Here is a 16,881-nt window from a genome sequence, read left to right as displayed (position 1 = left end):
GTTTACAGTATTTAACAAGGTGAACATTTACTCGAATCAGCTATGGACTATCGACTAAATACTATGGACTATTGTATGCTAAAGCCCTACTCTCCTCCTCAAACACCCTCATAAAAGCTCTCCTAGAGAAAAGGTCTACTTTTAGTCTTATTGCCCACCGTTTACCCTACTTCACATTTTCCTACATTGAACCTTTATAAACAACTATATGGCAGCGGGTTTAAGATAAATGATTTAATATCTGCCTTCATCAAAAACATTGATATGACTACTTACCAAGAAAACTACCGCTACGACGCCAGCACCAACCTGTTGGCTTTGCGTCATACCCAAAACGGGACTACCCAAGAGCGAACCCAACCCGTGCGGACCAGCAACAACCGCCAACGGCTCTATACTTACGACGAGGCAGGCAACCAACTACGTACCAATGCCTTGGATGCGCTACGTTATGGTGCTGATGGGCAAATATGCAGCATCGAGTGGCAACAAGGAGGCTATCACCTGCGTGAAGACTACACCTACCTTCAGCCTGGAGTACGCGCCCGCAAGGTTACCCGCACCTGGAATGCGGCGGGGGTGTTGATAGCCTTGGAAACAGTGGCGTATATTGGTCAGGTAGAAAAACGGACCAGCTACCAAGGGGCGAACCTGAGCTATGATGGCGAGCACTGCCTGGGCTACACCACCCAGCACCGCTGGACAGTGACCCGAATCAAAGACGGGCACGGGCAGGTGGGCATGCTCATTAAAAACGAGCTGACCGGAGAAGAAACCGTGACCTACAACGCCCTGAACTACCTCGATAGCAACGAGTTGGTGGTAGACGAAGCGGGCAATGTCATTCGCTATGCCAGTTATTTGCCTTACGGCGAACCTCAGGAGGTGATAGAAGCCAGTGAGGAACCCAAAAACGAACTAGGCTACTCTGGGCAGGAGCAAGATGCCACGGGGTTGTATTACTATGGCTACCGTTACCTACAAGGCAGGAGTGGTCTTTGGAACCGCGCCGACCCTATCAGATTTGCGAGTGGACAGTTGAATTTGTACGGCATGTTGGCGGGGAACCCAGTGAGTGGGAGGGATGAGATGGGGCTTGGTAAAGTTTTTAAAGAGAGCACTGATCAAGAAGTAAAAGATATGGCTAAATTTGTTGCAGGGTTGGACATAGATGAAAAATTTCTTAAGAAGCTATCGGTATTAGTGGGTGTCAAAAGTGATAATTACAGAAAGAAAAAAGAACTTTTGAAACGCTTGAATCAATGGGCCACCAAAGGAGCTGAAGGTGCAGTTAAGGGAACCATTGAAGATTATATATTGTCTAGAAACCCTGCTATTCATATACTTTGGGAGATGAGTAAATGTAACCAAGATAATACCCTTACATTAGCCTCCGTAAGTAAAGACAAGCAAGGAAAGCTGATTGTTGGAAGCATCTATTTTATTGATCGCCAAAGTGGTATGCCCACAGGTAGAATGAAATTGGTATTAAACAAAGCAAATGAAGACTATTATAAAAATAAAGAGCTTAAATATAGCCATTATATCCATAAAAAAGGGGTGGTGAAAAAGAATGAATACAATCAATGGAGTGATGGTCAAGGGGCAAACAAAAAAAGTAAACCCGATCAGAAAAAAATATATAAGGTAGCGACCAAATTTGCATATTTGGGAAATGATGATAATTTGGAAAACAAACGCAAAAAAGTATTCGAGGATTATCATAAGAAGCATCGCAAGGAAATGCCAAGCTATAAGGACTACAATTTTCTGAAGACAGAACATAAACTTACCCCCTTTCGAGCTAACAATCCCAACCAATTACAGAAAGCATTTGGCAAACGCTTTGTTGAACTACACTATTTCAAGGACTTTCCCAAGACACTAAACCAAGTACATATATCAAGAGGGAAGTTGTTCCCATTTAAAATGGATGCTAAACAACTGTATGAGTTGCAAAAGAAAGTCATCGGTCTACAATTACAATTCAAGAAAGAGGAGAAACCGGAAAAAGTGAATAACCTTCTATATGACTATTTGAAGGAGAAAAATACCTTGGATTTTTTTACCAATTATCAGCCAAAAAATCATACTCGTTCCATAAGAAAATCAAATAACCCTCACCATCACAACAACAACTACAACTACAACTACAACAACAACTACAACTACAACAACAACAACAACAACAACAACAACAACAACAACTACAACAACAACAACAACAACTACAACAACAACTACAACAACAACAACAACAACAACAACAACAACAACAACAACAACAACAACAACAACTACAACAACAACAACAACTACAACAACAACTACAACAACAACAACAACAACTACTACAACTACAACAACTACAACTACAACAACAACAACAACAACAACAACAACAACAACAACAACAACAACAACAACAATATCTCCCGAAGGCAGGCTTACTTCTACCATTATTATCAACATCCGATGCCTAAACCTGCGTACCAGTCACGTTATCAGCCATACTCTAATGATCAACAAACCCAAGCGCCACCACAACAAATAAATCAAAACTTTTCTTATAAGTGTGTACGTGGTCAAGGTCATAATGTGACTCAAGGACAATAGTTCCCGTATTTTGAACAACTGATCATTGGCAAGCCAAGCGATGTGTTTTATCCATGGGAATCACGCAAGTTGAAGAGGCAAACTATAACTGGAGGTGAGATTCCTGCGTTTGGCCACCGCCACCAATGCCTTACATACTGCCCAATGCGGCCTTGGGGTCGCATTTTGCTCATAAAGCCGGGTCAGTTTGCGGGTAAAGTTGTGGAGGGGTTTTTGGCCGGGTTGCAGGTAAGCCTGCAACCCGGCTGTTTTAAGTGTTTTGAAGGGCACTTGAAATATATATACACTAAAAAACCTGAAAGTTATAGCACGAAGGAAACACGTAAAAAACTACTCCATGACTATACAAAGCATGCAATAGTCCATAGCATTTAGTCCGTAGTCCATAGCTGATTCGAGTAAATGTTTCCTTATTAAGCCCTGTAAACCGAGCCTGTAGCTCTGCTACGGCAAGCTCAACGAAGTTAATCAGTAGTTTATACTAAAGTTGTTTGCCTACTTTATTTTTAAAAGGGTTTCGGTTTTACGCCTAAACACCCAATTAAATAGTTTTTAAATTCATAAATAACTGATAACCAGCAACCAATTTTGACTAAAATCACTGCGGAGTATTGAAGCATGTAAACAAACAGATAAATAACCTGAGAAGTGTCATCAGGGAGAGCGTTCATTGAACTGTGTCAGTTTATCTTTTAATTAGAAGAGTGGGGTTTTGCCCACTCTCCTCCTCAAACACCCTCATAAAAGCTCTCCTAGAGAAAAGGTCTACTTTTAGTCTTATTGCCCACCGTTTATTTTACTTCACATTTTCCTACATTGAACCTTTATCAACAACTATATGGCAGCGGGTTTAAGTAAATTATCTAATGCCCTGCCTTCATCAACAATACTTCTATGATTACATACCAAGAGAACTACACCTACGACGCTGGCACCAACCTGTTGGCTTTGCGTCATAGCCAAGGTGGTAAAACACAAAAGCGAGTCCAACCCGTGCGGGCACGCAATAACCGCCAACGGCTCTATACTTACGACGAAGCGGGCAATCAACTGCGCACTGATACCTTGGATGCCCTCCACTATGGTGCCGATGGGCAACTGTGCAGCATCGAGTGGCAACAAGGAGGCTATCGCCTGCGCGAAGACTACACCTACCTCCAGCCAGGGGTACGGGCGCGTAAGATCACCCGTACCTGGAATGCGGCGGGGGTGTTGATAGCCTTGGAAACGGCGGCTTACGTTGGGCAGGTAGAAAAACGGACCAGCTACCGAGGAGCAAACCTGAGCTACGATGGCGACACTTGCACGGGCTACACCACCCACCACCGCTGGACAGTGACCCGAATCAAAGATGGACATGGGCAGGTGGGTGTGCTCACCAAAAATGAGGAGACAGGCGAAGAAACTGTGACTTACAACGCCCTGAACCACCTCGATAGCAATGAGTTGGTGGTAGATGAAGCAGGCAATGTCATTCGTTATGCCAGTTATTTGCCTTATGGCGAAACCCAAGAGGTGCTAGAGGCAAGTGAGGATGCCAAAAGCGAGTTGGGCTACTCGGGGCAAGAGCAAGATGCCACGGGTTTGTATTATTATGGCTATCGTTACCTACAAGGCAGGAGTGGTCTTTGGAACCGCGCCGACCCTATCAGATTTGAGAGTGGGCAGTTGAATTTGTATGGGATGCTGGAGGGCAATCCAGTGCGGGGGAGGGATTTGTGGGGGTTGGCGCCACCAAAATATAGTGTTAAAACAGGTCTAGTAAAACCTAGCAGCACGCTAATAGTCGAGATGTTTGGACACTTTAACCGTAACATTGTAATAGATCCTGACACGATTAAGTCCTGGAGTAACGGGGATTCAAAGGGTTCTGGAATAAGAAAAGAAGATATAGACTATGATCACGGTATTTGGCGACCAACAGAGGAAGAGGGCAATGTTCGCCCTGAGGATGTACCAATCTATCAACCTGTTCGGTTAGCGATCCACCAATTGCATTATACCTATCTATATCTTGACTCTATGCTTCACGGCGATGATGACAAACAGAAAAATATTAATATGAAGGATGTTTTGGTTTTTGGAGATAAAATTAAGAAGGCATCCAAAGCATACAAAACCGAGATGCGAGATTTTTCTATCACACTTGATGTGAAGTATATTCGGGCTAGATATTTCCAGAAGATGAAAAAAGTGGAGAAAGAAGCTAAGGCGAAGGAAAATGAAATACTGTCTAAAATTATGGGGCCTGTGCCTGATAATTTCAAGAAGGATACTGCACATGTGAGGGGCAAAGAGTTATGGAATATTTCGTGGAAAAAAAACATGCAGTCAGTAAATGAGATTTTGGAGAAGCATTGGAAGGTAGCGCAAAAGGAATTGAAAGTGTGGGCAAAAAGGCAGAAGGTGGTGTATTCCTTTATGAAAACAGGTAGCTATGACTATCAGCTAACATATATAGGTAGTTTGGCAAAAGGTTATAAGAGCCCAACCAAGCAGTTTCTACACTTTTTTGGGGAAAAATTTGATGTGGATGCTACGCTTCGTGCTCCTCACCTTGCCCTTTACGAACTCATCAAGAGCCGAAAATACTCAGATAGGGGAAGTATTGTAGCAACCCACATACCTGCAATAAGAAAATTTACGACGAATGCTTGGGCAAAATTAAAAGAGCTTCCTGGAATTGATAAGGATGATCCATTGGAGGTATTTATTCGGACAGATGATATTTCAAGTCTCACTTTGATAGATAGATCAATACCAGATAAATACTTTGCCTTGAGTCAAAAGGTAGAGCAATACCAAACTATTCAGGATAGGGTATGGAATATGCGATTTTTGGAAGATAGCACAATTCGTTTAAATATTTTTGCGAAACGTTTTAAGAATCACTTGCATAACAATAACAATGCTATCGTATTTCCAGGGTATTTTGAAAATGAAAAAAATAAATACAAAAATCGTCCGAAGCTGACAAACTTGGGAGGTTATGTGACATTATTCCTAGAGATGGACAAGCTTTCGACCCATCTTTCTAAGCCAGATGAAAAATTTAACATTGATAAAGTTAAGCCCTTTAAGCAGACCCTCAAGGAAGGGTACTTCATTTATGATTTCGATGGTTTCGCTGCATTTTCAAAGAAGATTGTGGATAACTACCATAAAGAACAGCAATATAAAACAAAAACACATTCACTAAAGATGAATTTGCTCATGCTATAGACTATCCAATATCTGCTCTCATCAACAATGCGAATATGATTACATACGAAGAAGCCTACACCTACGACGCCAGCACCAACCTATTGGCCTGGCGTCATAGCCAAAATGGGACTACGCAAGAGCGAACCCAACCAGTGCGGGCTCGCAATAACCGCCAGCGGCTCTATACCTACGACGAAGCAGGCAACCAACTGCGTACCGATGCCTTGGACCAGTTGTGCTATGGCGCCGATGGGCAAGTATGCAGCATCGAGTGGCAACAGGGTGGTTATAAGATGCGCGAAGACTACACCTACCTCCAGCCGGGGGTGCGAGCGCGCAAGATCACCCGTACCTGGAATGCGGCGGGGGTATTGGTAGGTTTGGAAACTACGACTTATATTGGTCAGGTAGAAAAACGGGCCAGCTACCGAGGGGCAAACCTGAGCTACGATGGCGATACTTGTACAGGCTACACCACCCAACACCGCTGGACAGTGACCCGGATCAAGGAGGGGCACGGACAAGTGGGCACGCTTACTAAAAATGAGGAGACAGGCGAAGAAACGGTGAGTTACCATGCCCTGAACCACCTCGATAGCAACGAGTTGGTGGTAGACGAAGCGGGCAATGTCATTCGCTATGCCAGCTATTTGCCTTATGGCGAAACCCAAGAAGTGCTAGAGGCGAGTGAGGATGCTAAAAGCGAGTTGGGCTACTCTGGGCAAGAGCAAGATGCCACTGGGTTGTATTATTATGGCTACCGTTACCTACAAGGCAGCAGTGGCCTTTGGAACCGCGCCGACCCTATCAGATTTGCGAGTGGGCAGTGGAATTTGTATGGGATGTTGGAGGGGAATCCGGTGCGGGGGAGAGATGAGATGGGGTTGATAAATTGGCAATTGCTGTTGTCTGGCTTTGTGAAACAGTCTAAAGCAGAGGAGAGTTATAAGAAAGCTTTGGGAAATTACTATGATGTAAATCAGACACCAAGAATGCCCCTGGATATGCTGGAACACTACCTGATGGAAACTGTAAGGGGAGCAGCAATGAATAAGTTGTTTGCGCTTATACTAAAAAGTAATGTATACAAACTCCACGTGCCAGGGCGGGTTACTGAGCTTACTCCTGAGCAAGCGGATGAGGCTGGTTTTATGTTAAAAGAACATGCAGTAATATTGCGCAACAGGCTGCGTGATCAGATAGTTTCTGTGCGTAATACTGGTAAATATTCCCTAAAAAGGTTGGCACTTGGCAACCCAGCCAAGGGACATGAAGTTCTGGAAAAATCTATTAAACCCAAGTCTTTGAATAAATTTGGACTTGAAAAAGACAATTATGAAAGGTACTTGGGGTTAGTATCGCACGGCATGAATGACCAAGGCATTAAAGGGGTATGGGCTTTTGACCCTCTACAAAAGCATAACGTAGTGGTTCCATTTACCAACACGAAAAAACCCTCCCTTGATTTTGCCCAAACCTACCACCCCTCGAGTGAGGGCAAAGACCCTAATTATGATAATGCTTACTACCAATCTCCTATTTCAAAGGAAACACTGATTAAGACGGTGTATACTGGAGACTATGATATGCATGATGCATTTCTTAAGCACAAGAAAGCCAGTGATACCCAACCTTTGGAGAAGCTAAATCGGGTTTTATTAGCGCAAGCAAGCAAACAATATAAGCACAAGCATACTGGCCGCTGGGAGCAAGTGCAACAAACCTGGCGTTCCCCAGAGAATACCCTTAGTTCTCCTTTCTCGGTGATAAGGCATGGTAACCAAACTTCCTTTTTTGACTTTTTGGCAAGCAAGGCAGGCACCAAAGAGCTACACCACTTCAAAGCTTGGTTAAACAATACCAAAAACCTAGACAAGCATGAGCAGTTATTGGGTCGGTACTTTCAAGACTATGTAATTGCAAAGGTAAAGTACCAGCAACTTGAGTTGGTGCAGGGGAGGTTAGTAGATCATCAATTCAACAATATGAATACTTACGTTAACACAAAAGATAAGAAGGAAAAAGCAAAAGCCAAAAAACTGGCTCTAGGATACATAAGGGCAAAGAAAATGCTCTCAGAACAAAAAAGACTAGCTGAACAATTGTTATTGGAACGGTTAGAAAACATCAGACATGTATCATTATTGCCCCTTGAGCATGCAGTCATGAACATAGATTCTGACATAGCTGTTTTTACTCCCAACCGAAAGATACACAGACTACAGGGGGTACCCAACATTGCCAAGTTTTATTTTCGTACTGCATTACCTGGCTTCCAAGGCAACATCAATACACCTAAAAACCATCGTTATACGCTACTATACCAAATACCTGAGTATTTTGTAAACGATATGCGTAAAAAACTTCAAGACCATAGTCAACTCGTTCGACTTAACCGCCAAGTCGTGCGACTCAATGAATACCTTAAATACCGTCAAAGACTGTGTCCACCCAAGAAACATCAGGGTGGAGGTGTTAACAGTGGAGGCGCTGTGGATATTAGCCAGATCAAGTGGCCTCACAAGATAAAAATGGACCAAATGATTGGAAGTAAACACCTTGGCAATTAAGAGCCAAGGTGGCTTTTGTCTCAACTATGTTGATCAAAAAAATAATTCAGGACAGCTGCGTCGCCTGCCTGAGGTAGTGTTGCCACTAAAGCATCGAGTATGTTTTTTACCTGTGTGCCTTTGTTGATGGTATATTCTAATGCCGTTTAGAGTAGGTCCACTTTTGATCTTATTGCCCACAGTTTATTCTACCCCACTTTTGCCTACATTGCCTATAAATATAACCCGACAGGTAAACGCATACATAACTTATGCTCATCAATAATACCGATATGACTACTTACCAACAAAACTACCGCTACGATGCCAGCACCAACCTATTAGCCTTGCGTCATACCCAAAATGGGACCACACAAGCGCGAACCCAACCCGTGCGGGCACGCAATAACCGCCAAAGGCTCTATACTTACGACGAAGCAGGCAACCAACTGAGCACCGATACCCTCGACCAGCTATGTTATGGTGCTGATGGGCAAATATGCAGTATTGAATGGCAACAAGGAGGTTATAAGATGCGCGAAGATTACACCTACCTCCAGCCAGGGGTGCGCGCCCGCAAGATTACCCGTACCTGGAATGCGGCGGGGGTATTGGTAGGTTTGGAAACTACGACTTATATTGGTCAGGTAGAAAAACGAGCCAGCTACCGAGGGGCAAACCTGAGCTACGATGGCGATACCTGTATAGGCTACACCACCCAGCACCGCTGGACGGTGACCCGGATCAAAGATGGACATGGGCAGGTAGGCACGCTCACCAAAAATGAGGAGACAGGCGAAGAAACTGTGACTTATCATGCCTTGAACCACCTCGATAGCAACGAGTTGGCAGTAGACGAAGCGGGCAATGTGATTCGCTATGCCAGCTATTTGCCTTATGGCGAAACTCAGGAAGTAATAGAAGCCAGTGACGGGAAAAGCAGCGAATTAGGTTACTCTGGGCAGGAACAGGATGCCACGGGCTTGCATTATTATGGTTATCGCTACCTTCAGGGCAGCAGTGGCCTTTGGAACCGGGCCGACCCTATCCGATTTGAGAGTGGGCAGTTGAATTTGTATGGGATGTTGGAGGGCAACCCGGTGCGGGGGAGAGATGAGAGGGGGCTTGGTCCTCAACAATTAATGTTAGCTCTCCTGCAGGGGTATATGCGCGAAATGTCAAACAATCAGTTGTATGAAGCCGCAGGTGGGTCACTAAAGCATGAACTTTTGTGGCGTGTGTTATCACTCATGTTTGTGGAGAACCAAGATTTTAAGAAGCTTGGTTTCAATCAACCAGCGTTTCCAGAATTGATTGGACGATATGTGTCTGATTTTTTTGTTGAAAAGGGCTTGGGTTTGTATAAGTTTGGCTGGGATTTGAGGGACTATAAACTGGAAAAGGAAAAACCAAAAAATGATAAAGATTATTATCGTCCACAGCTCCCCCGAAAGGTGTTGATAAATATGCAGAAAAATCACCAGATGAGGTTTACCAGAGACTCTGCCCGTGTCATGTTGAATATAATGAAGAGGCTTGACATACCAAACCCTGATTACTGGTATTGGATTAGAGGCAAAAAAAAGGGAACATTCGTACAAAGAAAACTAGAAGATGACTTAGCAGAGATAATAAAGACAGGGAAGCTTGATTCGCAGGCAACAAAGATATTTGGGGTGGGGAAACGGAAATATTATGCCTTGCATTCAGAGATGATTATAAATGCATTGCCAGAATACCTATTGCGAAAGGGGAAACCTCAGAGCATTAATAAGCTAATGAGACAGAAAATTCTTGCGGAAGCCGAGAAGATGGCTGGAACATTGGGGGTGGAGTTTTCTGATCATATACGTAGAGCATTGATTGAAAATGATTATGCTGGCACGGCTCTTAAACGCAAGGATGATGTGTTTTCCCAAGTAAAACGGCGTAGGGGGAATATACTAAAAAATGAGGAGCATTATTCGTATAGATTCACAAAGCAGGACAATGTTCATAAGGACTATGAGCCAGTACACAAGGTGCTGCTTCGCCTAGAGCCAAATGACGTTGTGCAAGAAAAATCTCCCTTCTGCCATGCATATGCTGGGTTAAGTAGTTTAGTGCAGTTAAACGAATTGTTTGTGCGTTCAGTATTTGTAAGAATTACAGAGGAAAGTGCTACTTTAAGGTTTTTTAACAAGGGAAACGAGCCAGTATACATTACCATAGACCGGACTAATGTATCAGGACAATTTGTAGACTTAGATGGAAAACACTTAAAAATGGAGCGTTTTGATCAAGGGGTTAGCCATAGACGTCAATGGGTGCGGATGATAGAAAAAGCCTGGGCTGTAGCAGGGTTCACTGGATTTAGTACAACAATGGTAAAGGATGAAAAGATACAGAAGCATCTAAGCAAAAGTGGATTGTTTACTCCAGATGGATCGGTAGGCTCCTCAAAATTTATGGAGGTCTTGATGGGGCAACCTGAGCTTGGGTATACGTTGAGTTTGTATGAGCATGGGCTTAAAAAGAAGCAGAAGAATAACGTAAAAGATTTCGATTTTTTACGTAAGTATAGCCAGCAAGGGATGATTCTCACTACAGGTTTTGTGCCAAAATTCAAATTTCCTATTAAAATTAGAAGGCATGGGAAAATGGGAAGCTTAGTGGAGGCGCATAGGTACAGTGTATATGGTATAGTAGGTGATTCAGTTTTGGTACGAAACCCTCATGATCAAAATATACCAAAGCAGGTTAGCAATGGTATGGGTGATATGGAAAAAATGAAATATCAGCTGGATGGCAAAAAGGATACGAGCCTCAATACTCAGGGGCTGTTTGTGTTGTCAAAAGCGCAGTTTATTAAATGGGCTAGACGCATCACTGTACATCATTTGGGGGCACATGAAAAGCTAATCTCTTTCAAGGGAAAGCAGTCAAAGACAAAAAAGACGCTATTAAAGAACAGCATTACAGACTTGGTATAATCTCTATATCAGGTAACAAACTCTTGGTCTACGATTACTTCGTGTACCCCGCGTGCGTCCTAAAATTGACAGCTGGCTTTTTTGTTGGGTTCACGGGCAGGTGTGCCAGCATTATCGACGTTCCAAGACTGTCCAAAAGAAAAGGTCTAACTTTAGTCCTGCTTCTTATACCTTATTCTGCCCCCCTTTTGCCTACATTAGCCCCCAATAATAATTAACTGGCAGGCAGGCAAGTTAGACTATCCAGTATTTACCTTTATCAATATTCTTACATGCTTATATACCAACAAAACTACACCTACGATGCCAGCACCAACCTATTAGCCTTGCGTCATACCCAAAATGGGACCACACAAGCGCGAACCCAACCCATGCGGGCACGCAATAACCGCCAAAGGCTCTATACCTACGACGAAGCGGGCAACCAACTGCGCACCGATACCCTCGACCAGTTATGCTATGGTGCTGATGGGCAAATAGGCAGTATTGAATGGCAACAAGGAGGTTATAAGATGCGCGAAGATTACACCTACCTCCAGCCAGGGGTGCGCGCCCGCAAGATTACCCGTACCTGGAATGCGGCGGGGGTGTTGATAGCCCTGGAAACAGTGGCGTATATTGGTCAGGTAGAAAAACGGGCGAGCTACCAAGGCGTGAACCTACGCTATGATGGCGAGCACTGCACGGGCTACACCACCCAGCACCGCTGGACGGTGACCCGGATCAAGGATGGACATGGGCAGGTGGGAAAAATTACTAAAAATGAACTCACTGGAGAAGAAACTGTGACTTACAACGCCCTCAACCACCTCGACAGCAATGAGTTGGAGGTAGACGAAGCGGGTAACCTCATTCGCTACACTAGCTACCTGCCTTATGGTGAGCCTCAGGAGGTGATAGAAGCCGATGCGGAACCCACAAACGAACTGGGCTACTCTGGGCAGGAACAGGATGCCACAGGTTTGTATTACTATGGCTATCGTTACCTACAGGGCGAAAGCGGTCTCTGGAACCGCGCCGACCCCATCAGATTTGAGAGTGGGCAGTTGAATTTGTATGGGATGTTGGATGGAAACCCAGTGAGTGGGAGGGATGAGATGGGCTTAAGCAGCAGACAACGGTTGCTTGTTTTTATTCAGGCATTAATGCGTGAGACTTTGGGAGAGCAGAGGTATGAAAGCATGCCAATAAGCGATAGGATTGATATATTGAAAGGGGTATGGAGGTATTTTTCACAGCCAGGAAGTGAGTCTGACTTTTCTGTGATACAAGGAGCACTTACAGGTACTTTAGCCCCATTGGATGAAGCCGAGGAGTTGGCTTTACAACTGGGGCACGACGACTACAGGTTAAAAAAAATAAGGAAGCGGCTAAAAAGGATTAAAAAGAATAAAAAACGAAGTTACCCTGATGGGAAGTATGTAATACCTCAGCTGGACGGACAATTGTTGGATACCATGCAAATCAACCATCGCAAATTGCAGGTAAAAGATTTTGCTGGAAAAATGCTTAAAATTGCAAAAGAACTTAAGCCAGGCAAGAAGTCAAGTGTTGCCTTTGAAAAAAAATTACAACATATGCTTGCCACTGGAAACTTGGATGCGCAGGCAGTTGGGTTGGTTCAGACCCACGGTAAAAAATACATTGCCCTGAAGGCGGAAAGCATCATTCATTTTCTGCCTGAGTATTTATTACAAACGAATAAAAGCGTCAACATTCCACCCCACAGAAGATGGCAGATTTTGGGAGGAAGCGAAAAACTGGCGGGCACCCTGGACATTGAGTTTTCGGATAACATAAGACAATCTTTAATTAAAGATGGGTATGCTGGAAGGCGGATCGTGCGTTTGGATAGAATTTTTGATCAACTAAGGCTACCTCAGGAACCGTCTAAATTGCGTAAAAAACAACACTTCAATTACAAATTTTCGAACAGCGGACGTGACTCATTGCAACAAATGACCCATAACATGCAACCTGAAAACATTAAGCAAACAAATTTACCTTTTTGTCATGCTTATGGTGCCTTGTCGTCTTTGGTACAGTTAAACCCACAGTTTATACGGTCAATATTTGTAAAACTAACAGATAGTAAAGCTACTCTCAGATTTTATAACAAAGGCATGGAGCCCATATATGTAACCATTAGCCGGACTCAGGTTGGAGGCAGCGTAATAAGTGATAAATCTAAGAAGACATATTTGTACAAACAATTTCATCAAGAGCACATAGGGGATTGGGTAAGCCTCCTGGAAAAAGCCTGGGTAGTGGCCGGTTTTACCGGATTCAATACGAATGTCATCCCTGACAAGAAAATCAAAAAACATTTATCCTTTGCGGGGTTGGGCACACCATCTGCGGGAAGTTGGGGGTCAGGTGCTTTTATGACAGTTTTGGCAGGGAAATACAGAAGATCAGACATAACTAAAGAAGGAGCGTTTGGTTTTCCGAGTTATAAGAGTGCTCACGGAAAGAAAATATTTAAAGATTTACGCAAGGCATCAGAAGCAGGTAAAGTACTTACTGTTACTTTTATGCCTACTAGGTCGTTATTTGGTTTTCGCAATAAAAAAGGGCTTTACAAGAGTCACTTATATGCTATTCAAGGCATTCAAGGCGACACAGTCTTGTTACGTAATCCACATGCACATTCGGTTCCCAAGCAAACAAATAACGGACAAGGTGATATGACCAAGATGCAATATAAAATAGAGGAATTAGATGAGTCAGAAAATACAAAAGGCTTTTTTGCTTTATCAGCTTCAGATTTTATGAAGGTAAGCTCTTGTGTAACCATTCACCATTTTGGTGGTAATAAAATACATACCCAAACCTCATTAAAACTCCCTAGCTCTGATACTTCTCAGGCACAATTTAAGGGAGCCAAAGATTAAACGAATGACTTGATTTATGAACACATATACCCAAAACTACACCTACGACGCCAGCACCAACTTGCTGGCCTTGCGTCATACCCAAAATGGGAGTACACAAGAGCGAACCCAACCCGTGCAGCCCCGCTCGAACCGCCAACGGCTCTATACCTACGACGAAGCGGGCAACCAACTGCGCACCGATACCCTCGACCAGTTATGCTATGGTGCTGATGGGCAAATAGGCAGGATTGAATGGCAACAAGGAGGTTATCGTCTATGCGAAGACTACACCTACTTCCAGCCAGGGGTGCGCGCCCGCAAAATCACCCGCACCTGGAATGCGGCGGGGGTATTGGTAGGTTTGGAAACTACGACTTATATTGGTCAGGTAGAAAAACGGGCCAGCTACCGAGGGGCAAACCTGAGCTACGATGGCGATACCTGTATAGGCTACACCACCCAGCACCGCTGGACGGTGACCCGGATCAAAGATGGACATGGGCAGGTAGGCACACTCACCAAAAACGAACTGACTGGAGAAGAAACAGTTACTTACAACGCTCTCAACCACCTCGACAGCAACGAGTTGGTAGTAGATGAAAACGGTAATGTGATCCGCTATGCCAGTTATTTGCCTTATGGTGAGCCTCAGGAGGTGATAGAAGCCGATGCGGAATCTAAAAACGAGTTGGGTTATTCGGGGCAGGAGCAGGATGTTACAGGATTGCTTTATTACGGTTATCGCTACCTACAGGGCAGCAGTGGCCTTTGGAACCGCGCCGACCCTATCAGATTTGCGAGTGGACAGTTGAATTTGTATGGGATGTTGGAGGGGAACCCGGTGCGGGGGAGAGATGAGATGGGGTTGATGCTAGATCAAGATCTTCGTAAGTTGGAACACGTGGTAAACTATATATTGAAAAGGGGTGATTTGGGGCAACACCATAATAAGGCGGAAAGCATCAGAGGTAAGTTGAATGTTTGGAAAGAGCACGAAGTTAAAATATATGGTTTACAAAACATCGAAAGTCTGAAATTGGATAAAATAGCCGATAGTCTTATCAAGGTTTATGTAAAATCACAATCATCTACCCAAACATCTAATGAGCGCAGAGTTAAAATAATCCGTAGAAAATCACCTAAAAAACTCCGCCAAGGGCGTGAGGCACTGCTACTGGTAAAGAAACACCTTGGAAGATATCCTTGGGTCAACCTAATTGCTCTATATACTGGTTCTTTTAATGATTATTACTTTGTAAATGACCCCTCCTTAAGAAATAATAGCGTTAGAAATCCTGTGAAGGGGTTGGATTTAAGTTATGCTGCGGCTGGACTATATACAAGGTATGAAAGGGCAGTAGTTCATCAAAAAATGCAAGAATCCAATGATCATATACAGATTTTCTTGAAAAAAGTACAAAAGTATCAAATCCAAAAAAACAAGTTAGCACAACAGGTAAAGCAAACAAACCTATTGAATAGTTATTATAGGGAAGCCAAAGGCAGGTCTGAAACCATAAATCAAATACAAGACTGGAAAAAACTTTCAAATCATAAGAAACAAGCATTGCTATGGAAGGAAAAGCTGGAGAATGAAGATACTGAATACAAATATCAGCTTTGGAAAAACTCGGAAAAATCTCTTAATGTAGCTAAGAAAAACTTTTCAAAACAGCCCAAATACCCAGATTTTAAAGTCAATCATTACAATGATGCTTTGAAGCATGTCAATATAGAGTTGTTATCGAGATACCCTGGAATGGCAGAAACAAGTAAGCACTTGTTTACGAAGACCCATCCGGCGCCATATTTATTTGACAATCCAAAACACTACACTTTTGCTTCAATATCTGTCCACGGCTACACAGGAGTTGCTGAAATAGGCTCATTATACATAGGCAATGGACGCATTAGACTGACTCATTCTTATGGTCCCAGGCCAAGTTTGAGTTCAACCCTTGAGAAACGATATATATTGGCAACAAATCACAGTGCTAACCCTGCGGGGCGGGACTTTTTCGATAGAATCAAAACATTAGGTGATATACAAAACGCTCTTGGGCTTGGGATCATGAAGAACCTTTGTCAAGATGATCTGGTAAAAAAGAACTCGCTGTTTAAAAATGGACGATTGGTTGAATTTGGCACAGATCCTTTTAACAAAAGTAGGAACAGTAGATTGATTATCTCACATTTGTCTCGTGGAAGGGTAAACGTTATTCCAAACAAAAGCAAACTAACCCAAAAAGATTTTAGACTTTTGTACAAAATGTCTCTCTCCAATAACAATTACTGGATGACAAAAGCCCTGCTTATGAACCCCCGACTAAGGCAACTCGATATTGCACAAACGCTCCAGCACCAACGTCATGAAGATCGTGGATTTTTCGGGTATATGGGGAGAAAGGCTCAGTTAAAAGAGTCAGCCTTATACCAAATCTATGGAGATAATACGATCTCTCGGGTACAAGATAAGAATATGGTAATTCGTCCTTACATTAGGAACAAAGCCTTGGTTATAAACAAGGATGAGGTATTGGAAATTCAGCATTATGATATCAAAAATAAAACCTTTGTATTGAAATTATCCGGGTCAAGGGGGTTCATACGAGCCAGAAAAAAAGATTTTAAATTGTAGAAATTAAAAAGGGTATAAAAAATTGA

The 16,881-nt window shown here is 43.2% G+C and carries 6 protein-coding genes; all 6 read left to right on the top strand.

The window, feature by feature from the left end:
• Positions 1-264 precede the first annotated feature (264 nt).
• The 6 genes from Q0954_RS19250 to Q0954_RS19225 all read left to right on the top strand — a co-directional run bounded on the left by Q0954_RS19250 (position 265) and on the right by Q0954_RS19225 (position 16,855).
• Complete coding sequence (locus Q0954_RS19250; RefSeq protein ID WP_299459226.1) at positions 265-2,616, top strand: RHS repeat-associated core domain-containing protein; 2,352 nt, start codon at positions 265-267, stop codon at positions 2,614-2,616.
• An 894-nt stretch (positions 2,617-3,510) separates the two neighbouring features.
• Positions 3,511-5,838 (top strand): RHS repeat-associated core domain-containing protein, encoded by a 2,328-nt coding sequence (locus Q0954_RS19245; RefSeq protein WP_299459225.1) that lies wholly within the window; start codon positions 3,511-3,513, stop codon positions 5,836-5,838.
• Between the two features lie 35 nt (positions 5,839-5,873).
• On the top strand, positions 5,874-8,390 hold the full coding sequence (locus Q0954_RS19240) for an RHS repeat-associated core domain-containing protein (protein ID WP_299459224.1): 2,517 nt from the start codon (positions 5,874-5,876) through the stop codon (positions 8,388-8,390).
• Positions 8,391-8,641: 251 nt separating this feature from the next.
• Positions 8,642-11,341: an RHS repeat-associated core domain-containing protein gene (locus Q0954_RS19235; protein WP_299459223.1), complete on the top strand. Its 2,700-nt coding sequence runs from the start codon at positions 8,642-8,644 to the stop codon at positions 11,339-11,341.
• Between the two features lie 272 nt (positions 11,342-11,613).
• Entirely contained in the window at positions 11,614-14,235 is a 2,622-nt protein-coding gene (locus Q0954_RS19230; RefSeq protein ID WP_299459222.1) for an RHS repeat-associated core domain-containing protein, read from the top strand.
• Positions 14,236-14,251: 16 nt separating this feature from the next.
• A complete protein-coding gene (locus Q0954_RS19225; protein ID WP_299459221.1) occupies positions 14,252-16,855 on the top strand; it encodes an RHS repeat-associated core domain-containing protein in 2,604 nt (867 codons plus the stop codon).
• The last annotated feature ends 26 nt before the right edge of the window (positions 16,856-16,881 follow it).

The organism is uncultured Microscilla sp., from assembly GCF_947493425.1.
GTDB lineage: Bacteria > Bacteroidota > Bacteroidia > Cytophagales > Microscillaceae > Microscilla.
The sequence above is the reverse complement of the archived record's forward strand: the minus strand, read 5'-3'. Positions and strand labels throughout refer to the sequence as shown.

Coding starts and splice junctions, on each gene's coding strand:
- Q0954_RS19250 (WP_299459226.1), top strand. CDS start 265: ATGACTACTTACCAAGAAAACTACCGCTACGACGCCAGCACCAACCTG.
- Q0954_RS19245 (WP_299459225.1), top strand. CDS start 3,511: ATGATTACATACCAAGAGAACTACACCTACGACGCTGGCACCAACCTG.
- Q0954_RS19240 (WP_299459224.1), top strand. CDS start 5,874: ATGATTACATACGAAGAAGCCTACACCTACGACGCCAGCACCAACCTA.
- Q0954_RS19235 (WP_299459223.1), top strand. CDS start 8,642: ATGCTCATCAATAATACCGATATGACTACTTACCAACAAAACTACCGC.
- Q0954_RS19230 (WP_299459222.1), top strand. CDS start 11,614: ATGCTTATATACCAACAAAACTACACCTACGATGCCAGCACCAACCTA.
- Q0954_RS19225 (WP_299459221.1), top strand. CDS start 14,252: ATGAACACATATACCCAAAACTACACCTACGACGCCAGCACCAACTTG.